We start from the raw sequence: 21,027 nt of genomic DNA on the forward strand, positions 1-21,027 counted from the left end.
GCTCACACCTCCTGCGCGGCGGCGCTTCTGGCCTGGGCCAGGGGGTCGAGTTCCTGGAGCACCGGCAGGGCCAGGGCGAAGGCGGTGGCGGGCCGCTCGTCGAGGAGGCTGCGGGCGTGGTCCAGGCGGCTTTCGATGCTGCGCATGGCGCGGCTGCGGCTGCCGTCGGCGGTGGCGGAGGCCTCCAGCTGCTCCTTGCCGAACAGGTGGGTGGCCTCGCTGAGCAGTTCCCGGGCCAGCTGGGCCAGTTCCGGGCTGCGGATGGGCTGCTGCTCGTAGAGGTTGCGGGCGGCCACCAGGCATTCGGTGACGCGTTCGGTGATGCTCCAGGACAGGCGCGGGCCGATGCCGCGGGCGTCGGGGTAGACGGTGCGCACGTCGTCCCACAGGCCGGTGCCCTCGCCGTCCTCGATCCGCCGCTTCCACAGGTGTTCGAAGGTCTGCTCGGCCAGCCGCAGCAGCCGGTCCTGGGCGCCGATGTTCCGGGAGAGCGCGGCGAGCTGGACGGTCCGTTTGAGCAGCTGGGCGGAGAAGTCCGTCATCCGCCACTGCAGCAGGCCGCCGGAGCGCTCGGAGCCGGCCAGCGGCATGAGCACGCCCGGGTTGTGCAGGCCGATGACCGGGTCGCGCCGGGTCATGCGGCTGGTGATCCGGCCGCGCTCGGCGAGGCGTTCCATGACGGCGACGGTGCGGGTGAGGTCGTCGTCGGTGGCCTTGCGGCGGATCAGGTCGTGGACGAGGATCGCGGCGACGGTCAGCGAGAAGTACTCGGACTCCAGCCGCAGGCCGGTGGTCTGCCAGGGCAGGTCCTCCAGGGGCCAGCGGTCCGGGCCGAACCGGGCGACGGCCGACCAGTACTGCTGGCTCAGCTCCCAGCGCAGCCGCAGCGCCTCGGCGAGCTTCTGCTGGTCGGCGTCGAGCAGGCCCAGGGTCAGGGTGCGCTCGGAGAACAGGTCCTGGATGCCGTCCAGGGCGACGACGGTGAAGTACACGTACGGCAGCCGGTCGGCGATGCCGTCGGGCTGCCCGGGGACCTGGACGTCGAGGTCGGTGACCTGGGGCGCGTCGCGCACGATGCCCCACGCCCAGCCGCACTCGAAGAGCTGGCTCTCGTCCCGGATGGCCTCGTCGACCTGGATGCCGCGGGTGAGGCTTTCGATGATGGTGGCGCGCAGCGGGCGGAAGCGGCGGGAGAACTGCTGCAGCACGGCCCGGTCGGACTGTCTGCGCTGCCCGATGACCTCGATCAGGCGGCGGCCCTGTTCGGACTCGGCGTCGAAGACGTTGACGGTGAAGGAGCGCAGCAGGCTGATCATCGCGGCGGTCAGCCGGGTGCTGGTGGCCTCCCGCAGCTCGGCGACGGCCTTGTGCACCTCGGGGCGGGTGGTGGTGGTCTCGTAGACCTTGAGGAAGCCGAGGGTGGCCAGGCACAGCGTGACGGACATCGAGTAGGAGTCCACCACGCCTAACTGGCTCTGGTCGTGGGTGAGCTCGGCGGCCGGGTCGGCGGGTTTGAAGTAGTGGCCGCCGGCGAAGGTGGGGCTGTCGTCGGGGCCGGTGTGGGTGCGCATGAACTGGGTCAGCGCGGTGACCAGGTTGGGCGGGATCTCCAGGCGGCTGCCGACGCCCTCCAGGGCGCGCAGCACGTCCCGCTCGGTGGTGTCGGGCTGGTCCAGGCGGAAGGCGGGGACCTCGGTGGCGGGGTACAGCAGGCACAGCAGGCGCTCGGCGTCGGCGACGCTGCTCAGCCCGTCGGTGTCCCCCCGGACGAGCTTTCCGTCGTCGAACGAGTGGCGGGCCGTGGCCCGCCAGATCTCCAGCAGGTGCTGACGCGGCTTGATCTGCATCCCCGAACCCCTCGCACAGATCTCGTTGCCCTGTGTGCAGTCATGGTCCCCGCTCCTAGGGAGTGGCAATCGCCGAGTTGCGCCGCCCGAGGGCGAGGAGGATGCCCTCGTGTCCCGGGCGCACCGTGTGCTGCAGATCGTGGATCTCCAGCTCGGCGGCGTACGGTGTCAGGCTCTCCCTGGCCCGGCTTTCGTTCACCCGGTAGGCAGGGTAGCGGTGTTCGCCCACTTGGTACCCCTGCGATTCCTTCATGAAGGCGACGGCGAAGGGTGCCGCCGGGTTGAGGGCGTTCATGAAGCACCGCACGCCCCGCTGGAACTCCTCGGGGCACTCGGACATCGAGTCGGCGACGAAGAACATCGTGCCGACGTCCCAGCGGCGCTGTCCGTCCAGGTCGAAGAGGTTGGCCCGCTCCACCCGGACGATCTCGCCGACCGTGCTGTGCGGGTCGAGGCCGCGGTAGGCGGGGGCCCCGCGCAGCTCGTTCCAGAAGGCGTCCCAGGTCGCGTCGAGTCCGCCGGGGGAGGTCTGCCGCTCCAGGTAGGCCACGTTCGGGGGCGCGTACTCCAGCAGCAGGACCTTCTCGCACCAGGGCAGCATGGACAGCGCCGGATACAGGTTGGCGCCGGCCCCGACGTCGACTCCTCTGGCCGAGTGCGGGGCGGTGGCGGCGAAACAGCGGCTGAAGTGGTCGCGCAGCAGCCGCACGATCTTCAGGTCGACTTCGAGGGGGGTGCGGTAGTTGTTGTCGACGTACACCTCGGGATCGAACTTCGACCACGGTGCGTCAGCGTTGCGATCCATCATCACCCTGCCGCGTTCCATTCGTGTCGGTGAGCCGCGCGAGCCGGACCGTGCGCGTCCCGTGGGTGTCGGCGGCCCGGACCGGTACGCCGCCGTTCCCCGCACGGTAGGCCGCGAGGGCACGCGCAGACAGCCGGGAATGCGCCAGTCCAGATCAGCCGGAAGCACCCCGGCGCACGTCGGCGCACGTCGGCACGCTCGAACTCGCCCTTGCGGGCAGGGAGTTGGGCGCTCACTCTAGTCAGAAGGTGCCGCCGACCGCCACCACGGTTTCTTCATTCCTTCGGGTGTATCGAGCAGGTGCCCGCCGAGTTGACGTCCGCACGATCCGCACGTCCTCACTGGGGGTGGCATGACCGCCGAGCCGCTGGAACGTTTCTTTGAGCACGACGGACCGCTCACGCGTCCGGGACCGGCGCCCGTCCCGGACCCGGCCGCGGTCCCGGACGCACCTGCGGATGCGGACAGGGACACGGACGCGGACACGGCGCCCCTGGTGCTGCGGGCGGCACGCGAGTCGGACCTGCCCGAGCTGCGGCGGCTGGACCAGGAGGTCTTCCGGGAGGTCGCTTACCCCGGCTTCCTGCTGCGCCAGCTGTACGACATGTATGCCGAACACTTCCTGGTGCTCGACGACGGCCGGGGCCACCTGCGCGGATACGTGCTGGCCGGGACCACGGCCCTGGGCGCGCACAGCTGGATCCTGGGCCTCGGCGTGACCCACGACCGCCGCCGCCACGGACTGGGCCGCGAGCTCATGGTGGAGGTCCTGGCCCGGCTGCGCCGCAGCGGCATCAAGGACGTCCGGCTCACCGTGGAGCCCGGCAACCGCGCCGCCGTCCTGCTCTACCGCTCCCTGGGCTTCAGGCCCGAGGAACCCGACGGCGGCCTGCGCCGCGACTACTTCGGCCCCGGCATGGACCGGCAGATCCTGCGCCTGGACCTCACGCCGGAGGGCGCCACGGACCTGTGAGCGGCCGGCCGCCCCGGAGGCCACCCCCGAGAGGTGAGCGGTCGGCCACCCCGGAGGCCACCCCCGAGAGGTGAGCGGCCCGCCCGGGCGGATCGCCGTCAGGACGGGGTCCGGGCCGCCGCCAGCAGCCGGGTCACGTCGTCCGCCGGGAGGGTCAGGGCGGTGCCGATGGTGGTGAGGGCCTCGTGCTCGGCGGGGGTGTAGGGGCCGTCGGCCAGGGCGATCCGGGCGGCCTGCAGGAGGAGGGACTCCCGGCCGGCCGGAGCCAGGTGCGGGGCCAGCGGGTCCAGGGCCTCGTGCAGCTCTATGGTCAGCCCCGCCGCGCACGGCCGCCCCTCGTAGGCCCGGCCGGTGTCCGCGGCCAGCGCCTCCACCAGCGCGGCCAGCTGCTCCTCGGTGCAGTCGGCGACACCGGCCGCGCGGGCGGCACACGCGGCGGTCTCCAGCGCCGTACGGGAGGAGGTGCCGCCCGCGGAGAGCACCGCGAGGGCGACGGTGTGCACGGCGTCGCGCAGCATCGCGGAGAAGCGGGAGGTGGTCGGGTGGTCCAGGGTGTCGGGGCCGAAGTGGCCGCCGCAGGCCGCGCACTCGACGACCGGGCCGGTGGCTCCGCGCGGCAGCAGGGGCACCCCGAGCACGGTGAAGCGGCGTCGTCCGCTCAGCCGCTGGTAGTTGCGGTCGCCGCCGCAGCCGGGGCAGAAGAACTCGCCGTCACCGACGCAGGTCCACGCGACGCGGGTGCCCATGATCCGGGCAGACCGGGTGGCACGGCCGTTTCGTCCCCGTACTGGCAGCACGTCGCACCTCCGTAACCCCGCGGCAACATCGCCGCGTGGGCGTGATGTTAGCCACATCGGCGAGGCGCAGTCAGTACCCCGGACGAGACCTTTCCGTGACCTGGCCGGTAAACGACGGGAAAAGACAGGGTCCCGACCACCCGAAAAGGCGGCCGGGACCCGGGAAAGCACCGGTCAGCGCCGTCAGCGCGCCGCGCGGTTGACGGCCGAGACGACGGCCTTCAGCGACGCACGTGTCGTGTTCGCATCGATGCCGATGCCCCACAGGACCTTGTCGCCGATCGCGCACTCGATGTACGAGGCGGCCTGCGCGGAGGCGCCCTCGCTCATCGTGTGCTCCTGGTAGTCCAGCAGGCGTACGTCGACGCCGATGGACTGCAGCGCGTCGAAGAAGGCGGAGATCGGGCCGTTGCCCGAGCCGGTCAGGACGGTGTCCTCGCCGTCCACCGTCGCCTCCACCGTGAGCATGTCCACGCCGTCGGTGTCGGTGGTGGACTGGCCCGTCTTGACCTGGATGCGGCCCCAGGGGTTGTCCGGGTTGGGCAGGTACTCGTCCTGGAAGACCGCCCAGATCTCCTTCGGCGTGATCTCGCCGCCCTCGGCGTCCGTCTTCGCCTGGATGATCTTGGAGAACTCGATCTGCATCCGGCGCGGCAGGTCCAGCTTGTGGTCGTTCTTCAGGACGTAGGAGATGCCGCCCTTGCCGGACTGGGAGTTGACGCGGATGACGGCCTCGTAGGAGCGGCCGACGTCCTTGGGGTCGATGGGCAGGTACGGCACCGCCCACTCCAGGTCGTCCACGGTGACGCCCTTGGCCTTGGCGTCGGCCTCCATCGCGTCGAAGCCCTTCTTGATGGCGTCCTGGTGGGAGCCGGAGAAGGACGTGTAGACCAGGTCGCCCACGTACGGGTGGCGCGGGTGGACCTCCATCTGGTTGCAGTACTCCCACGTACGACGGATCTCGTCGATGTCGGAGAAGTCGATCTGCGGGTCGACGCCCTGCGAGAACAGGTTCATGCCCAGGGTGACCAGGTCGACGTTGCCGGTGCGCTCGCCCTGGCCGAACAGGCAGCCCTCGACGCGGTCGGCGCCGGCCATGACCGCCAGCTCGGCCGCCGCCACGGCCGTGCCGCGGTCGTTGTGCGGGTGCGCGGACAGGCAGACGAACTCGCGGCGGGACAGGTTGCGGTGCATCCACTCGAAGCGGTCCGCGTGGGTGGACGGCGTCGAACGCTCCACCGTCGCGGGCAGGTTCAGGATGATCTCGCGGTCCGGGCCGGGCTGCCAGACGTCCATGACCGCCTCGCAGACCTCCAGGGCGAAGTCCAGCTCGGTGTCGGTGAAGATCTCCGGCGAGTACTGGTAGCCGAACTCGGTCTCGTCGCCCAGCAGCTTCTCCGCGTACTCCATCACCAGACGCGTGCCGTCCACGGCGATCTGCTTGATGTCGTCCCGGGAGCCGCGGAAGACGACCCGGCGGAAGACCGGGGCGGTGGCGTTGTACAGGTGCACGGTGGCCCGCTTGGCGCCCTTGAGGGACTCCACCGTCCGCTCGATCAGGTCCTCGCGGGCCTGGGTCAGGACGGAGATCGTGACGTCGTCCGGGATCGCGCCCTCTTCCTCGATGATGGAGCGCACGAAGTCGTAGTCGGTCTGGCCGGAGGCCGGGAAGCCGACCTCGATCTCCTTGTAGCCCATCTTGACCAGCAGGTCGAACATCGCGCGCTTGCGGGCGGGCGACATCGGGTCGATCAGGGCCTGGTTGCCGTCCCGCAGGTCGGTGGACAGCCAGCGCGGAGCCGCGGTGATCCGCCGGTTGGGCCAGGTGCGGTCGGGGATGTCGACCTGCTCGTAGCGGCCGTACTTGTGGATCGGCATGGAACTGGGCTGCTGGCGGTTGGCCATGATGGCGTGGGCTCCTCGTGATGTTCCGCTGGTGAGCGGTGCCGGAAGGACGGCCGACGGCGCAACACGCAGCTCCGCGGGGAGGGAGTCGGCCTACGACTACAGGCCCTCGCCGCGGCAGCTAAGGAGAAGCAGCCCGAAACGCATGGTGCTGTGCAGCCTAGCCGAGCCGCGCCGGACGCGGGGGCACGTCCCAGTATGCGAAACCGGCGGGAGGAAAAGGGCAAAACGTGCGCGAGGTCACGCACCGCACCCCTCCCTACCATCGAGTGACGGTCGCGGGGCCCCCTTGCCCCGATATTTCCCCCATCACGGTTGCGGGTAGTGACAAGCCGGTCACGCGGTGCGATGGTGCGCACCATGACCACTCACGGGGGCCTTGAGCCCGTCTTCTGCACGATCGTGCCGCCCCACGTCCTCGACCGCCTCGCGCGCCACGACGACCCCGCGCTGTCCGGTCCCGCCCGCCGCAGCCTGCAACGCGACGCCATGGAGCGCACCCGCCGCCGGCTGACCACCGTCATCGGCGCCACCGCCGCCGCCGCGCCCGCAGGCAAGCAGGACGGACAGCCGCACCGCACGATCTACGACGCCCACCACGGCACCGACCTGCCCGGCACCAAGGTCCGCGGCGAGGGGCAGCAGCCCGGCGGCGATGCCACGGTCAACCGCGCCTACTCGGGTCTCGGCGCGACCTTCGAGCTGTACCTGTCGGTGTACGGACGCGACTCCATCGACGGCCGCGGCTTGCCGCTGGACGCGACCGTGCACTACGACGAGAAGTACGACAACGCCTTCTGGAACGGCGAACAGATGGTGTTCGGCGACGGCGACGGCGAGATCTTCCTCGACTTCACCATCCCCGTCGACGTCATCGGCCACGAGCTGACCCACGGCGTCACCCAGCACACCGCGAACCTCGCCTACTTCGGCCAGTCCGGCGCCCTGAACGAGTCGGTCTCCGACGTGTTCGGCTCGCTGATCAAGCAGTACACCCTCGGCCAGACCGCCGCCGAGGCCGACTGGCTGATCGGCGCGGGCCTGCTCGCCCCGCGCGTCACCGGCACCGCGCTGCGCTCGATGAAGGCGCCCGGCACGGCCTACGACGACGACGTGCTCGGCAAGGACCCGCAGCCGGCCACCATGGACGACTACGTCCACACCGGCAGCGACAACGGCGGCGTGCACATCAATTCCGGCATCCCCAACCACGCCTTCTACCTGGCCGCCACCGCGCTCGGCGGCCACGCCTGGGAGCGGGCCGGGCAGATCTGGTACGACGTGCTGACCGGCGGCGAGCTGCGCGAGGACGCCGACTTCGCGGACTTCGCCCGGCTCACCGTGAAGGCGGCCCGGGAGCGCTACGGCGCCGGGGACGAGGTCCAGGCCGTGAAGAAGGGGTGGGAGGAGGTGGGCGTGCCGGCGTCCTAGCCCTGGTCCGGCGCCGGCCCGGCTCTGTGCCGGGCTCCGGCCCGGTTCTGTGCGGCGGGCACGGGGTGTCCGTTCCCTGCCCTCAGGCACTGGGTTTCCGCGCGATTCCGTACTAGACAGGCATCCATGCGTATTCAGGTGAGGCGCACGGGCGGCTTCGCAGGCGTCGAGCGGCACGGCGAGGTGGACACCGCCGGCCGCCCCGACGCCCACGAATGGCAGGCCCTGGCCGAGAAGGCACTGGCCACCGGCCGGGGCACGCCGCCGCCCGGCGTCCCGGACGGCTTCCGCTACGAGATCACCGTGGACGGGCGGACGGTCCACGCCGCCGACCCCCACCTCTCCGACGAGCAGCGCCGGCTGATCACGCGGGTGCTGCGGGAAGGGGCCTGAACTTACGTGCGCTGCGGGGGCGTTGACATCCGTCACCGCGGGTGCGGATGATCCGCGCATGGCGACGGACCCGATGCCCCGCACGCCTCGGCTGCCCTCCTTCCCGCCCGGCTTCCTGTGGGGCGTGTCCACCTCCGCCCACCAGATCGAGGGCGCGGCGGCGGAGCGCGAGCCGTCCGTGTGGGACACCTTCAGCGCCGAGCCGGGCCGCGTCAAGGACGGCTCGACGGCGGCGGTGGCCTGCGACCACTACCACCGCCACCGTGAGGACGTGGCCCTGCTGGCCGGCCTCGGCGTGGACGCCTACCGCTTCTCCGTCTCCTGGCCCCGGGTGGACTCCCCCGGCGGCCTGGACTTCTACGACCGCCTCGTCGACGAGCTGTGCGCGGCGGGCGTGCGGCCGGTCCCCACCCTCTTCCACTGGGACCTGCCCGCCCGGCTGGACTGGCTGGAACGCGACACCGCCTCCCGGTTCGCGCAGTACGTGGCGCGGGTCGCGGACCGCCTGGGCGACCGGGTGCGCATCTGGATCACGCTCAACGAGCCCGCCGAGCACACCCTGCTCGGCCACGCCCTGGGCGTCCACGCCCCCGGCAGCCGGCTGCTGTTCGACGCGCTGCCGGTCGCCCACCACCAGCTGCTGGCGCACGGCCTGGCGGTGGGCGCGCTGCGCGCCGCCGGGGCGCGGGACATCGGCATCGCCAACTCCCACGGCCCCACCTGGCCGGCCTCGCCGGAGCCGGCGGACGTGGCGGCCGCGGACTTCTACGACGTGCTGCTGAACCGGATGTTCGCCGAGCCGGTCCTGCTCGGCCGCTACCCGGAGGGCATCGCCGAGCTGCTGCCCGGCGACGTCGAGGCCGACCTGGAGATCATCGCCGAGCCGCTGGACTGGTACGGCATCAACTACTACGCCCCGGCCCGGGTGGGCGCACCGCAGGGCGTGGCGACCGAGTTCGGCGGGGTGTCCCTGCCGGCGGAGCTGCCGTTCGCCCCGCGGCCGATCGAGGGCCGCCCGGTCACCGACTCGGGCTGGCCGGTCGTCCCCGAGGGGCTGACGGAGCTGCTGACCGGCTTCCGCGACCGCTACGGCGACAAGCTCCCGCCCGTGATCATCACCGAGAACGGCTGCTCCGGCGAGGGCCTGGACGACCCCGGCCGCATCGCCTACCTGGACGGCCACCTGCGCGCCCTGCACCGCGCGATCGAAGCCGGTGTGGACGTGCGCGGCTACTTCGTGTGGTCGCTGCTGGACAACTGGGAGTGGGCCGAGGGGTACGCGCGGCGGTTCGGCCTGGTCCACGTGGACTACGCCACGCTGCGGCGGACCCCGAAGGCGTCCTACGCGTGGTTCCGGGAGGTGCTGCGGGCCCAGCGGTGAGGCGGCGCCTCGACGCCACCGTCGCCGAGACCGCCCTGCGGCAGCCCGCGCCGGTGGCGGTCCTCACCTGCGGCGCCGAAAAGTCCTACGGCGTTCTCCTCGGCCCGTCGTACCCTGGGAAGCGCGAGGCCGCCCTCAGCTGTGCGGCCGTGACGAGGAGGAACCGCAGGCCTTCAGCGCCGGCCCATGACTCAGACACCCGCAGCAAACACCCCCGCGCAGGGGCAGGCGAGAGCACAGTTCACCGTCCCCGCCCAGCACCCCATGGTGACCGTGCTGGGTTCCGGCGACTCCCTTCTGCGCGTGATCGAAAAGGCCTTCCCGGCGGCCGACATCCATGTCCGGGGCAACGAGATCAGCGCGACCGGCGACCCCGCCGACGTCGCCCTCATCTCGCGTGTGTTCGACGAGATGATGCTGGTGCTGCGCACCGGGCAGCCGATGACGGAGGACGCGGTGGAACGCTCGATCGCCATGCTCAGGGCGAGCGAGAACGGCGAGAGCGACGGCCAGGAGACCCCGGCAGAGGTGCTCACCCAGAACATCCTGTCCTCGCGCGGCCGCACGATCCGCCCCAAGACGCTCAACCAGAAGCGCTACGTCGACGCCATCGACAAGCACACGATCGTCTTCGGCATCGGCCCCGCCGGCACCGGCAAGACCTACCTGGCGATGGCCAAGGCGGTGCAGGCCCTGCAGTCCAAGCAGGTCAACCGCATCATCCTGACCCGCCCGGCGGTCGAGGCCGGCGAGCGCCTGGGCTTCCTGCCCGGCACGCTCTACGAGAAGATCGACCCCTACCTGCGCCCGCTGTACGACGCGCTGCACGACATGATCGACCCGGACTCGATCCCGCGCCTGATGGCCGCCGGGACGATCGAGGTCGCCCCGCTGGCGTACATGCGGGGCCGTACGCTCAACGACGCCTTCATCATCCTGGACGAGGCGCAGAACACCTCGCCCGAGCAGATGAAGATGTTCCTCACCCGGCTCGGGTTCGACTCGAAGATCGTGATCACCGGTGACGTGACGCAGGTGGACCTGCCGAACGGCACCAAGAGCGGTCTGCGCCAGGTGCAGGAGATCCTGGAGGGCGTCGAGGACGTCCACTTCTCCCGGCTGTCGTCGCACGACGTCGTACGCCACAAGCTCGTGGGCCGTATCGTCGACGCGTACGAGAGGTACGACAGCACGCACGGCACCGAGAACGGCGCGCCGAAGCCCCCGGGGCACGGCCGGGCCGGACACGGGCACGGGCACGCGCACAAGGGGAAGTAGACCAGCACGACCATGTCGATCGACGTCAACAACGAGTCCGGCACCGAGGTAGACGAGCAGGCGATCCTGGACATCGCCCGCTACGCGCTCGCGCGGATGCGCATCCACCCGCTGTCCGAGCTGTCGGTGATCGTCGTGGACGCCGACGCCATGGAGCAGCTGCACATCCAGTGGATGGACCTGCCGGGCCCCACGGATGTCATGTCCTTCCCGATGGACGAGCTGCGTCCGCCGTCGAAGGACGACGACGAGCCCCCGCAGGGGCTGCTCGGGGACATCGTGCTGTGCCCGGAGGTGGCCGCCAAGCAGGGCGCCGAGGCGCCCACGCGGCACTCCATGGACGAGGAGCTGCAGCTGCTCACCGTCCACGGGGTGCTGCACCTGCTCGGCTACGACCACGAGGAGCCGGACGAGCGGGCCGAGATGTTCGGCCTGCAGGCGGCCATCGTGGACGGCTGGCGGGCCGAGCGGGGTCTGACCGGCCCGTCCCCGGCGCCCACCGTCTCGTAAGCGTCCGACGATGAGTCCGCAGATCGTGATCGGCGCGGTCGCGCTGGTCGTCGTCGCCTGGCTCGCCGCCTGCGCGGAGGCGGGCCTGGCGCGCGTCTCCAGCTTCCGCGCCGAGGAGGCCGTCAAGTCCGGCCGCCGCGGCAGCGCCCGGCTGGCCAAGGTCGCCGCCGACCCGACCCGCTATCTGAACGTGGCGCTGCTGGTGCGCGTGGCCTGCGAGATGGCCGCGGCCGCGCTGGTGACGTACGCGTGCCTGGAGGCCTTCTCCGGCACGGCCGAGGCGCTGGTGGTCGCCATCGCCGTCATGGTGCTCGTGTCGTACGTGGCCGTCGGGGTCTCCCCGCGCACCATCGGCCGGCAGCATCCGCTGACCACGGCGACGGTGGCGGCGTACGTCCTGGTGCCGCTGGCGCGGATCATGGGCCCGATCCCGTCGCTGCTGATCCTCATCGGCAACGCGCTCACCCCGGGCAAGGGCTTCCGCCACGGGCCGTTCGCCTCGGAGGCGGAGCTGCGCGCGCTGGTGGACCTGGCCGAGCAGCAGTCGCTGATCGAGGACGAGGAGCGCCGCATGGTGCACTCGGTGTTCGAGCTGGGCGACACGCTGGTGCGCGAGGTGATGGTGCCGCGCACCGACCTCGTGGTCATCGAGCGGTTCAAGACCATCCGCCAGGCCCTCACCCTGGCGCTGCGCTCGGGTTTCTCGCGCATCCCGGTCACCGGGGACAGCGAGGACGACATCGTCGGCATCGTGTACCTGAAGGACCTGGCCCGTCGCACGCACATCAGCCGGGACGCCGAGAACGATCTGGTGTCCACGGCGATGCGCCCGGCGGTGTTCGTCCCGGACACCAAGAACGCCGGTGACCTGCTGCGCGAGATGCAGAAGGAACGCAACCACGTCGCCGTCGTCATCGACGAGTACGGCGGCACGGCCGGCATCGTCACCATCGAGGACATCCTGGAGGAGATCGTCGGGGAGATCACCGACGAGTACGACCGGGAGCTGCCCCCGGTGGAGGACCTGGGCGACGGCCGGCACCGGGTCACCGCCCGCCTGGACATCGGCGACCTGGGCGAGCTGTACGGCCTGGAGGAGTACGACGACGAGGACGTGGAGACCGTCGGCGGCCTGCTGGCCAAGGCGCTGGGCCGCGTGCCCATCGCTGGCGCGTCCTCGGTGGTCGCCCTGCCCGACGGGCGCGAGCTGCGGCTGACGGCGGAGGCCGCCGCGGGCCGCCGCAACAAGATCGTGACGGTGCTGGTGGAGCCGGTGCCCGTTCCGGCCGCGCTCCCGCAGGACGGGGAGGACAAGCCGGAGTGACGCCCCAGGAGCTGCGCGCCCTGTGCCTGTCGTTCAACGCGGCGGTGGAGGACTTCCCGTTCACGCCGGACACCTCCGTCTTCAAGGTGCTCGGCAAGATGTTCGCCCTGACGTCGCTGGACGCGCGGCCCCTGACGGTGAACCTCAAGTGCGACCCGGAGGACGCGATCCGGCTGCGCGCCGAGCACCCGGACGTCATCGTCCCGGGCTGGCACATGAACAAGCGGCACTGGAACACGGTCACGGTCGACGGCCGGCTCCCGGACCGGCTGGTCCGGGAGCTGGTGGAGGACTCCTACGATCTGGTGGTCGCCGGTCTACCGCGCGCCGAGCGGCTGCGTCTCGACCGTCCCTGAGGCGGTCTTCCGGCCGCGCAGGCCGAGGCCCACCAGCACGGCCGTCACCAGCACGATCAGCGCGTCCAGGGCGAGGACGGTGTGCACGCCGGCCAGCAGGTCGCCGGAGGTGGTGGCGAGCACGCCCAGCAGCGGGATGCCGACGGTGATGCCGACCTGCTGGGTGGAGGTGACCAGGCCGGTGGCCAGGCCCTGCTCCTCGTCGGGGACGCCGGAGGTGACGGTCAGGCCGTAGGAGACGATCGCGCCCAGGTGGAACATGCTGGCCAGCGAGACGGCGGCGGTGGCGAGCCAGACGGACCAGCCGTGGGTGTCCAGGCCGAGCAGCGCGGCGATCAGCGCGCCCTGTCCGGCGAGCGAGCCGACGAGCGTGCGGCGGGCACCGAACCGGCCGATGACCCGCGCGGCGGTCGAGCCGGCCACCACCGAGAGCACGCCCTGCACGCCGAAGACGAGGCCGGTCTCGAAGGCGGACAGGTGCAGGACCTCCTGCAGGTACAGGGTCAGGACGAAGATGACCGTCGACATCATCGAGAAGGTGACGAGCCCCCCGAGGTTCCCCCAGGCGACGGTGCGGCGGCGCAGCATGGGCAGCGAGACCAGGGGCGCCTGGCTGCGCGCCTCGACCACTGCGAACGCGGTGAGCAGGGCGAGGCCGGCGACGAGCGTGACGATGACGTCGGCGCGGCCGAAGCCGTGGTCGGCGGCGGTGGACAGGGCGTAGATCAGCGCCAGCAGGCCGCCGGTGACGGTGACCGCGCCGGGCACGTCCGGGCGGGGGCGCTGCGGAGTGCGGGACTCGGGGAGCAGGCCGGGGGCCAGCGGCAGCACGATCAGCGCGAACGCCGTGAGCAGCGCCATGGTGGAGCGCCAGCCGAGGGTGTCGGTGAGGACGCCGCCGGCGACCATGCCGATGGTGAAGCCGAGCGAGAGCAGGGTGCCGGAGATGCCGAGGGCGCGGTCGCGGGCGGGGCCCTCGGGGAAGGTGGTGGTCAGCAGGGACATGCCGGTGGGCACGATCGCCGCCGCGCCCAGGCCCTGCAGCGCCCGGCCGGCCAGGAAGGAGGCCGGGTCCCAGGCGAGGGTGGCCAGCAGCGAGGCCGCGCCGAAGACGGCCAGACCGGTCAGGAACAGCTTGCGGCGGCCGTAGAGGTCGCCCCTGCGGCCGAACAGCAGCAGGAAGCCGCCGGAGGGCAGCGCGAACGCGGTGACCGCCCACTGCAGCGCGGACGCGCTCATGCCGAGGGCGGCGCCCAGCCTCGGCAGGGCCACGTTCAGGACGGAGAAGTCCAGGGCGACCATGAACTGGGCCGCGCACAGGACGAAGAGGACGAGCTTGTCACGCGTCGACAGCCGTGGGGTGTCGAGCGGTTCCCGGGTGGGTGCGGGGCTGGGTGAGGTGGTGGTGTCGATCGCCATGGCCACGAGCTTCGTGCGACCGGAATACGCGTGGGGAGTACGCACTTATGGTGGTGGCGGCACCACCAGGCAGGCCCAGGGGGGAGATACGCGTGCCGGGTACGGACGTGGTCAAAAGTCAGCGGCTGCGGGAGCTGCGCGAGTTCCTGATGAGCAGGCGGGCCCGGGTGACGCCGGCCGAGGCGGGGCTGCCGGACGGCGGGCCGCGCAGGCGCACCCCGGGGCTGCGCCGGGAGGAGGTCGCGGTGCTCGCCGGGGTGGGCGCCTCCTGGTACCAGTGGCTGGAGCAGGGCCGGGACATCTCCGTCTCCCCGCAGGTGCTGGACGCGGTGGCCCGGGTGCTGCGGCTGAGCAACGCCGAGCGCCGCCACCTGTACGTGCTGGCCGGGCTGAACCCGCCCGCGCCCGAAGTGGCGCCGGAGCGGCGGGGCATGTGCGGGGGGCTGCGGCGGCTGATCGACACCCGGGTGCCGTATCCCGCCCACATCATGGACATGTACTACAACTGCGTGCTGTACAACGACGCCGCCGCGGTGGTCCTGGGGATGCGTGCGGACCGCACGCGCAACTGCCTGATCGACTTCTTCACCGACCCGCTGTACCGCTCCCGCAGCAGGTCCTGGGAGCGCAACGCGCGGTCGGTGGTCGCGCAGTTCCGTGCCGCGTACGCCGCCCGGCCGGACGACGAGGGCTACCGGGCCGTGCTGGAGCAGGTGTCCGAGGCCAGCGAGGAGTTCACGGCCCTGTGGAACGAGCGGGACGTCGAGGAGCCCGGGCAGGTCCGCAAGGAGCTGGTGCATCCGCTGGTGGGGCTGCTGTGCGTGGAGTCGACGGCTCTGCAGGTGCCGGCCCGGCCCGATCTGACGATCGTGCTGCACACGCCGCTGGAGGAAGCGAACACCGCGGCCAAGCTGGAGTGGCTGGCCTCGCCGCAGGGGCGGCGCGGGGCGATGTACCCGGTGGCGGGGTGAGCGCGGCGGTCACGGCTCCCGGGGGGCGGCCTGGGCACGGCTCGGGGCGCAGGGCCGGGGCACGGCTCGGGGCGCACGCCCGGTGCGCGGCTCCGGGTGCCGGGCTGTCGGTGCGGCTCCGTATGCTCGGATCATGACTGACAGCAACGGGCTCGACCCCGAGGACCGCAAGATCGTCACCCTGGCCCGTTCGGTGCGGGCCCGCAACGGCGTGCCGGAGGGCGCGGCGGTGCGGGACGAGACGGGGCGCACGTACGCCGCCGGGTCGGTGCACCTGGCCTCGCTGAAGCTGAGCGCCCTGCAGACGGCCGTGGCGATGGCCGTGGCGTCCGGGGCCGGCTCGCTGGAGGCGGCGGCCGTGGTGAGCGAGGCGGAGGGCCTCGCGCCCGAGGACCGGGCCGCGGTCGGGGACCTGGGCGGACCCGACACGCCGGTGCTGCTGGCCGGCCCGGACGGCACGGTGCGGCTGACGCTGCCGGCGGGGCAGGCCGAGTAGACCGCGCCCGAGCCGCCCGTCGCGTCCCGGCCGGGGCGCGGGCTCAGAGGGCGTCGGGGCCGCGTTCGCCGGTGCGCACCCGCACGACGGTGTCCACGGGCACGGCCCACACCTTGCCGTCGCCGATCTTGCCGGTGTGCGCGGCGCGCACCACCGCGTCGATGACGGCCTCGGCGTCGGCGTCCTCCACGACCACCTCGATACGGACCTTGGGCACCAGGTCCACCCGGTACTCGGCGCCCCGGTACACCTCCGTGTGGCCGCGCTGGCGGCCGTAGCCGCTGGCCTCGGTGACGGTCAGCCCGTGCACGCCCAGCTCCTGGAGCGCGGTCTTGACCTCGTCGAGGCGGTACGGCTTGACGATCGCGGTGATGAGCTTCATGCCTGGGTGGTGACCTTCTGGGCGGAGGAGGGGACGGGGGACGCGCCGGCCGGGGCGCCGTGCCCGAGGACTCCGTGATCGTAGGCGGTCTCGGCGTGCACCGTCAGGTCCAGGCCGGTGTACTCCTGCTCCTCGTCGGCGCGCAGCCCCATCACCTTGTCGAGCAGCTTGCCGAGGCCGTACGTCACCGTGAAGGCGTACGCGGCCACGGCCGCCACCGCCACCAGCTGCCGGCCCAGCGGGGCGAGCCCGCCGCCGTAGAACAGGCCCTCGGTGCCGCCGGTCATGGCCTTGACCGCGAACAGGCCGATGAGCAGGGTGCCGATGATCCCGCCGACCAGGTGGACGCCGACGACGTCGAGGGAGTCGTCGTAGTTCAGCTTGAACTTCCAGCCCACGGCACGGGAGCAGACGGCGCCCGCGGCCAGGCCCACGACCAGCGCGCCGAGCAGGGAGACCGTGCCGCAGGACGGGGTGACGGCGACCAGGCCGGCCACCGCGCCGGAGGCGGCGCCCAGGGTGGTGGGGTGGCCGTCGCGCCTGTGCTCGACGAAGAGCCAGCCGAGCAGGCCGGTGCAGCCGGCGGCGAGGGTGTTGAGGAAGGCGGCGGCGGCCAGGCCGTTCGCCCCCATCGCGGAGCCGGCGTTGAAGCCGAACCAGCCGAACCACAGCAGGCCGGCGCCGAGCATCACCATGGGCAGGTTGTGCGGGCGCATGGCGTCCTTCTTGAAGCCCAGGCGCGGCCCGAGGACCAGGCACAGGGCGAGGCCCGAGGCGCCGGAGGCGATCTCCACGGGCAGGCCGCCGGCGAAGTCCAGGGCGCCCAGGTCGTGCCCGATCCAGCCGCCGGGGCCCCACACCCAGTGGGCGACCGGAACGTACACGGTCAGCGCCCACACCGGCACGAACACCAGCCACCCGGCGAACTTCGCCCGGTCCGCGATCGCGCCGCTGATCAGCGCCGCCGTGATGATCGCGAAGGTGAGCTGGAAGGTGGCGAACAGCAGGGTGGGCACGGTGCCGTGCACGTCGGAGGGGCCCAGGCCCGCCATCCCGGCGTGGCGCAGGCCGCCGATGAGTCCCGCGGCCGCGTCGTCGCCGAAGGCCAGGGAGTAGCCGCAGGCCAGCCAGACGACGGTGACCAGGGCGATCGAGGTGAAGCTCATCATCAGCATGTTGAGCACGCTCTTGGTGCGCACCATGCCGCCGTAGAAGAGCGCCAGGCCCGGGGTCATCAGCAGCACGAGGGCGGTGGCGGCCAGCAGCCAGGCGGTGTCGCCGGTGTTCACGGTGCTCCCGCCGGCTCGGGCGGAGGCGAGAGCGTGGGGAAGCGCGTCGGCGAGGGTCACGGGCGTCTCCAACGGGGGTGGGGGCTGGGTCAGAGAGTCACCCGCGCGCGTTTCCGGGTGCGTACGGTTGTGTTTCCGTGACGTTTCATTGCCGGAGAGTTACCGAACCCTCACCGTGCGGCGGGGCCTCGTGGATCAGGGACAATGGGCGCCATGAGCGTTCGTACCCAGTCATCCGAGCAGTCCGCCGAGGCTGTCCACCGGGCCGGCTTCGCCTGTTTCGTGGGCCGCCCCAACGCGGGCAAGTCCACCCTCACGAACGCTCTGGTCGGGCAGAAGGTGGCGATCACCTCCAACCGGCCGCAGACCACGCGGCACACCGTGCGCGGCATCGTGCACCGGCCCGACGCGCAGCTGATCCTGGTGGACACCCCGGGCCTGCACAAGCCGCGCACGCTGCTGGGCGAGCGGCTGAACGACGTGGTGCGCACCACCTGGGCGGAGGTCGACGTGATCGGCTTCTGCCTGCCGGCCGACCAGAAGATCGGGCCCGGTGACCGGTTCATCGCCAAGGAGCTGGCGGGGATCAGGAAGACCCCGAAGGTCGCGATCGTCACCAAGACGGACCTGGTGGACTCCAAGGCCCTGGCCGAGCAGCTGATCGCGATCGACCAGCTGGGCAAGGAGCTGGGGATCGAGTGGGTGGAGATCGTGCCGGTGTCGGCGACGGCCGGCAAGCAGGTGGACCTGCTGGCGGACCTGCTGATCCCGCTGCTGCCGGAAGGGCCGGCACTGTATCCCGAGGGCGACCTGACGGACGAGCCCGAACAGGTGATGGTGGCCGAGCTGATCCGGGAGGCCGCGCTGGAGGGCGTCCGCGACGAGCTGCCGCACTCCATCGCGGTGGTCGTGGAGGAGATGCTGCCGCGCGAGGACCGGCCGGCGGACAAGCCGCTGCTGGACATCCACGCGAACGTCTTCATCGAGCGGCCGAGCCAGAAGGGCATCATCATCGGGCCCAAGGGCAAGCGGCTCAAGGAGGTCGGGATCAAGTCCCGCAGGCAGATCGAGGCGCTGCTGGGGACGCCGGTGTTCCTGGACCTGCACGTGAAGGTGGCCAAGGACTGGCAGCGCGACCCCAAGCAGCTGCGGCGGCTGGGCTTCTGAGAGTTCGACAGCACCCGCCTGCGCCCCCGCCCGCCCTCGGCGCGGGCGGGCAAGAGGCGCGGGCGGTCGGTCAGCGCAGGGCCCGCAGGGCCTCGGCCGAGCCCTTGGCGCCGAGTTTCACGAACACCGGGGTCGTGCCCAGCGGGGTCGGGTAGGACGTGAGGGTCCGGCCGCCGCGGACGGTCTTCTTCCCGGCCACGTCGTACCAGGTGCCCGGGGGCAGGTGGACCGACCGGGTGGGGGCGTCGGCGAGCTGCGGGGCGGCCAGCACCGCCGGGCCGAGCATCCACTCGTCGCCGATCGTGTAGGCGTCCTGGTCCTTCGGGAAGTCGAAGAACAGCGGGCGCATGATCGGGTCACCGGTCTTCAGGGTCTGCTGGACCTGCGCCCAGATGTAGGGGGCCAGGCGCTCGTGCCGGGCGATGGCCTGGCGGTACAGGGCGGCGGTCTCCTCGTCGTAGACCACCGGCTTGCCGCTCCTGGGGTCGATCGTGTCGACCGGGGAGGTGGAGGCGTACATCAGCGGCATCAGGGCGGCCGACTGCGCCCAGCGGACCAGGACCTCCTTGGTGGGGGCGGGCTGGCTGCTGGAGCCGCCGATCATGTCGGTGGTGACGAAGGGGTAGCCGATCGTGGAGATCGCGAGGTTCTGGGTGACGGAGGCGCGCAGGGAGTTCCAGCCGGTGCCCTTGTCGACCTGGCGGGTGACGAAGCCGGCCCGGTGGGCCGCGGTGTCCCAGTGGACGCGGATGCCCACGCCCTGCAGGTCGTACTCGTCGGCCAGTTCGGCGCCCAGCCGCTGGTAGTCGGTGGGCCGGTAGCCCTCGTGCGGGGCGCACCGCTCGTCGAAGAAGCGGGTGTCGAACTTCAGGCCGTCGACGCCGTAGGCGTTCATGAGGGTCTTCAGCCGGCCCTCGTACCAGGACTTCGCCTCGGGGTTGCCGAGGTCGACGATGCCCGCGGTGCCGTTCCACCAGGTGACCGTGCAGGGCTTGGCGGGGTCGGCGGCGTCCTTGAGCAGATAGCCGTGGTCGGCGGCGTACCCGTACTGGTCGGAGTCGAGGTTGATCCACAGGGTGACCCACAGGCCGAAGTCGAAGCCCAGGTCGTGGATCGTGTCGGACATGGCCTTGGGGTCCGGGTAGGCCTTCGGGTCGAAGGTCATGTTCCCGTAGTTGGACTCCCACTTGTCGTCCAGCTGCAGCGCGTGCCCGGTGATGCCGTGGTCGTGCAGGTCCTGGGCGTAGTCGAGGAGCTTGGCCTGGTCGACGTGGGTGTAGAACTGCGCCCAGGAGTTCCACACCGGTTCGGCGTACTGCCGATAGGTGGCGTCGGACTTGGCGGGCTTGCCGACGAGGTCGACGTAGTCGCGGTAGACGTCCAGTGGCGTGGACTCCACGAAGACGGTCGCCCGGTACGGTTCGGCGGACTCGATGTCGAAGCGGCCCAGGCCGTCGTCGTCCTGATTGATCGACACGTCCATGACCTGCCCGGTGTCCACGCGCAGGCCGGTGGCGCGCGAGGTGTACCAGAACGGGTCGATCATGTAGTACGAGGCCGGGCCGAAGGCGGGGTGCACCACCTCGCCGCTGTCCAGCGGCCAGGGCTGGTCCGTGGCGGGGCCGCCGTCGGGTGTCTGGGCCTCGCCGTGGCCGTACCAGTGGCCGGCGGAGGCCAAGTCGTAGGCCAGACCCAGTCGTTCGGGGGTGACTCCGGTGACCTGCCAGTCGAGTCGGTAGCGGTCGGCGGCGGGCGTGACGCGGGCCTGGACGGTGGCGCCCGGCGCGGTGGTGTCGGCGGTGAGGGTGAGGACGCCTCTCTTCCAGGTCCAGTCGGTGACCCGGGTGGCATGCTGCCAGGTGCCGTCGGTGCGGAAGCGCAGCGCGCCGGTGTCGCCGGGGGCGGTGGCCAGGACGGTGGTGGCCGAACGCAGGGTGGTGAAGGACAGCTGACCGGTCGTCATCCGCAGCCGGTAGCCGGGGGCGGCACGGCTCGGCGGGACGGTCAGGGTGAGGTCGTCGGCGGTGTGAGTCAGGCGCGGGGCGGGGGGTGCCGGCGCCCGGGCCGGTGACTGCGGCTGGGCCTGCGCCGGGTGGGGCGCGGTCAGGGTCGCCGGGAGGGCGGCGGCCAGGGCGAGGGCGAGGGCGGTCGCCAGGAGCGGGCGGGCGGGGGGGAGCAGGCGCTTCGCACGGGGGGGGGGTCCGCGCTCGGGGGCGGGGGGCCGCGGGCCACGCACGGCTTCCGCGACCGTGATGACATCGACCGAGGCGGGCTTCTCCAGGTTTGCCGTGTAACGGCGCGAC

The 21,027-nt window shown here is 71.9% G+C and carries 19 protein-coding genes; 11 read left to right on the plus strand and 8 right to left on the minus strand.

The window, feature by feature from the left end; translation table 11 throughout:
* Positions 1-2: 2 nt before the first annotated feature.
* Positions 3-1,847, minus strand: a complete 1,845-nt coding sequence (locus GV126_RS12055) for an SCO2524 family protein (protein WP_159665492.1) — start codon at positions 1,845-1,847, stop codon at positions 3-5.
* Between the two features lie 55 nt (positions 1,848-1,902).
* Entirely contained in the window at positions 1,903-2,655 is a 753-nt protein-coding gene (locus GV126_RS12060) for an SCO2525 family SAM-dependent methyltransferase (protein WP_185947954.1), read from the minus strand.
* A gap of 349 nt (positions 2,656-3,004) precedes the next feature.
* Between GV126_RS12060 and GV126_RS12065 the strand changes: the two genes are divergently transcribed.
* Complete coding sequence (locus GV126_RS12065; protein ID WP_159665494.1) at positions 3,005-3,625, plus strand: GNAT family N-acetyltransferase; 621 nt, start codon at positions 3,005-3,007, stop codon at positions 3,623-3,625.
* A 98-nt stretch (positions 3,626-3,723) separates the two neighbouring features.
* On the opposite strand, the gene GV126_RS12070 is transcribed toward GV126_RS12065, so the two are convergent.
* Together GV126_RS12070 and leuA are read right to left on the minus strand one after the other, a co-directional pair.
* Positions 3,724-4,422, minus strand: a complete 699-nt coding sequence (locus GV126_RS12070; protein WP_159665495.1) for a tellurite resistance TerB family protein — start codon at positions 4,420-4,422, stop codon at positions 3,724-3,726.
* A gap of 183 nt (positions 4,423-4,605) precedes the next feature.
* Positions 4,606-6,327 carry a 2-isopropylmalate synthase gene (gene leuA, locus GV126_RS12075; protein WP_159665496.1) on the minus strand — a complete coding sequence of 574 codons (1,722 nt, stop codon included), beginning with the start codon at positions 6,325-6,327 and terminating at the stop codon, positions 4,606-4,608.
* Positions 6,328-6,687: 360 nt separating this feature from the next.
* Here leuA and GV126_RS12080 point away from each other — a divergent pair, with 360 nt between their 5' ends.
* The 7 genes from GV126_RS12080 to GV126_RS12110 all read left to right on the plus strand — a co-directional run bounded on the left by GV126_RS12080 (position 6,688) and on the right by GV126_RS12110 (position 13,000).
* Positions 6,688-7,758: a M4 family metallopeptidase gene (locus GV126_RS12080; RefSeq protein ID WP_159665498.1), complete on the plus strand. Its 1,071-nt coding sequence runs from the start codon at positions 6,688-6,690 to the stop codon at positions 7,756-7,758.
* 126 nt (positions 7,759-7,884) lie between these two features.
* Positions 7,885-8,151 (plus strand): protealysin inhibitor emfourin, encoded by a 267-nt coding sequence (locus GV126_RS12085; protein WP_159665500.1) that lies wholly within the window; start codon positions 7,885-7,887, stop codon positions 8,149-8,151.
* A gap of 58 nt (positions 8,152-8,209) precedes the next feature.
* Positions 8,210-9,532 carry a GH1 family beta-glucosidase gene (locus GV126_RS12090; protein ID WP_159665502.1) on the plus strand — a complete coding sequence of 441 codons (1,323 nt, stop codon included), beginning with the start codon at positions 8,210-8,212 and terminating at the stop codon, positions 9,530-9,532.
* Between the two features lie 186 nt (positions 9,533-9,718).
* Positions 9,719-10,810, plus strand: coding sequence for a PhoH family protein (locus GV126_RS12095; RefSeq protein ID WP_159665504.1), 1,092 nt, complete (start codon positions 9,719-9,721; stop codon positions 10,808-10,810).
* Between the two features lie 12 nt (positions 10,811-10,822).
* On the plus strand, positions 10,823-11,320 hold the full coding sequence (gene ybeY, locus GV126_RS12100) for an rRNA maturation RNase YbeY (protein WP_028422187.1): 498 nt from the start codon (positions 10,823-10,825) through the stop codon (positions 11,318-11,320).
* Positions 11,321-11,330: 10 nt separating this feature from the next.
* Positions 11,331-12,644: a hemolysin family protein gene (locus tag GV126_RS12105; protein WP_159665507.1), complete on the plus strand. Its 1,314-nt coding sequence runs from the start codon at positions 11,331-11,333 to the stop codon at positions 12,642-12,644.
* The gene (locus tag GV126_RS12110) at positions 12,641-13,000 is read left to right on the plus strand and encodes an MmcQ/YjbR family DNA-binding protein (RefSeq protein WP_159665510.1); all 360 of its coding nucleotides are present in this window, start codon (positions 12,641-12,643) and stop codon (positions 12,998-13,000) included. The genes GV126_RS12105 and GV126_RS12110 overlap by 4 nt, the downstream gene beginning before the upstream one ends.
* Here the strand turns inward: GV126_RS12110 and GV126_RS12115 are convergent.
* Positions 12,962-14,419, minus strand: coding sequence for an MFS transporter (locus tag GV126_RS12115; protein WP_159665513.1), 1,458 nt, complete (start codon positions 14,417-14,419; stop codon positions 12,962-12,964). The two genes, GV126_RS12110 and GV126_RS12115, sit on opposite strands and share 39 nt — an antisense overlap.
* 47 nt (positions 14,420-14,466) lie before the next feature.
* Between GV126_RS12115 and GV126_RS12120 the strand changes: the two genes are divergently transcribed.
* Together GV126_RS12120 and GV126_RS12125 are read left to right on the plus strand one after the other, a co-directional pair.
* A complete protein-coding gene (locus tag GV126_RS12120) occupies positions 14,467-15,390 on the plus strand; it encodes a helix-turn-helix transcriptional regulator (RefSeq protein ID WP_159665516.1) in 924 nt (307 codons plus the stop codon).
* A gap of 133 nt (positions 15,391-15,523) precedes the next feature.
* Positions 15,524-15,886: a cytidine deaminase-like protein gene (locus GV126_RS12125; RefSeq protein ID WP_159665518.1), complete on the plus strand. Its 363-nt coding sequence runs from the start codon at positions 15,524-15,526 to the stop codon at positions 15,884-15,886.
* Positions 15,887-15,929: 43 nt separating this feature from the next.
* On the opposite strand, the gene GV126_RS12130 is transcribed toward GV126_RS12125, so the two are convergent.
* Positions 15,930-16,268, minus strand: coding sequence for a P-II family nitrogen regulator (locus GV126_RS12130; protein WP_028422181.1), 339 nt, complete (start codon positions 16,266-16,268; stop codon positions 15,930-15,932).
* On the minus strand, positions 16,265-17,617 hold the full coding sequence (locus tag GV126_RS12135) for an ammonium transporter (protein ID WP_159665520.1): 1,353 nt from the start codon (positions 17,615-17,617) through the stop codon (positions 16,265-16,267). The genes GV126_RS12130 and GV126_RS12135 overlap by 4 nt, the downstream gene beginning before the upstream one ends.
* A gap of 153 nt (positions 17,618-17,770) precedes the next feature.
* Between GV126_RS12135 and era the strand changes: the two genes are divergently transcribed.
* Positions 17,771-18,724: a GTPase Era gene (gene era, locus GV126_RS12140; RefSeq protein ID WP_185947957.1), complete on the plus strand. Its 954-nt coding sequence runs from the start codon at positions 17,771-17,773 to the stop codon at positions 18,722-18,724.
* Between the two features lie 70 nt (positions 18,725-18,794).
* Here era and GV126_RS12145 read toward each other — a convergent pair.
* Positions 18,795-21,027, minus strand: a 2,233-nt coding sequence (locus tag GV126_RS12145) for a glycoside hydrolase family 31 protein (protein ID WP_500304490.1), incomplete at its 5' end; no start/stop codon positions are given.

The organism is Streptomyces mexicanus (assembly GCF_902506575.1).
Taxonomy (GTDB): domain Bacteria; phylum Actinomycetota; class Actinomycetes; order Streptomycetales; family Streptomycetaceae; genus Streptomyces; species Streptomyces mexicanus.

Excerpts from the sequence above, each read along its gene's own strand:
- GV126_RS12055 (WP_159665492.1), bottom strand. The coding sequence starts at position 1,847 with ATGCAGATCAAGCCGCGTCAGCACCTGCTGGAGATCTGGCGGGCCACG.
- GV126_RS12060 (WP_185947954.1), bottom strand. The coding sequence starts at position 2,655 with ATGATGGATCGCAACGCTGACGCACCGTGGTCGAAGTTCGATCCCGAG.
- GV126_RS12065 (WP_159665494.1), top strand. The coding sequence starts at position 3,005 with ATGACCGCCGAGCCGCTGGAACGTTTCTTTGAGCACGACGGACCGCTC.
- leuA (WP_159665496.1), bottom strand. The coding sequence starts at position 6,327 with ATGGCCAACCGCCAGCAGCCCAGTTCCATGCCGATCCACAAGTACGGC.
- GV126_RS12080 (WP_159665498.1), top strand. The coding sequence starts at position 6,688 with ATGACCACTCACGGGGGCCTTGAGCCCGTCTTCTGCACGATCGTGCCG.
- GV126_RS12085 (WP_159665500.1), top strand. The coding sequence starts at position 7,885 with ATGCGTATTCAGGTGAGGCGCACGGGCGGCTTCGCAGGCGTCGAGCGG.
- GV126_RS12090 (WP_159665502.1), top strand. The coding sequence starts at position 8,210 with ATGGCGACGGACCCGATGCCCCGCACGCCTCGGCTGCCCTCCTTCCCG.
- GV126_RS12095 (WP_159665504.1), top strand. The coding sequence starts at position 9,719 with ATGACTCAGACACCCGCAGCAAACACCCCCGCGCAGGGGCAGGCGAGA.
- ybeY (WP_028422187.1), top strand. The coding sequence starts at position 10,823 with ATGTCGATCGACGTCAACAACGAGTCCGGCACCGAGGTAGACGAGCAG.
- GV126_RS12105 (WP_159665507.1), top strand. The coding sequence starts at position 11,331 with ATGAGTCCGCAGATCGTGATCGGCGCGGTCGCGCTGGTCGTCGTCGCC.
- GV126_RS12115 (WP_159665513.1), bottom strand. The coding sequence starts at position 14,419 with ATGGCGATCGACACCACCACCTCACCCAGCCCCGCACCCACCCGGGAA.
- GV126_RS12120 (WP_159665516.1), top strand. The coding sequence starts at position 14,467 with ATGGTGGTGGCGGCACCACCAGGCAGGCCCAGGGGGGAGATACGCGTG.
- GV126_RS12125 (WP_159665518.1), top strand. The coding sequence starts at position 15,524 with ATGACTGACAGCAACGGGCTCGACCCCGAGGACCGCAAGATCGTCACC.
- GV126_RS12130 (WP_028422181.1), bottom strand. The coding sequence starts at position 16,268 with ATGAAGCTCATCACCGCGATCGTCAAGCCGTACCGCCTCGACGAGGTC.
- era (WP_185947957.1), top strand. The coding sequence starts at position 17,771 with ATGAGCGTTCGTACCCAGTCATCCGAGCAGTCCGCCGAGGCTGTCCAC.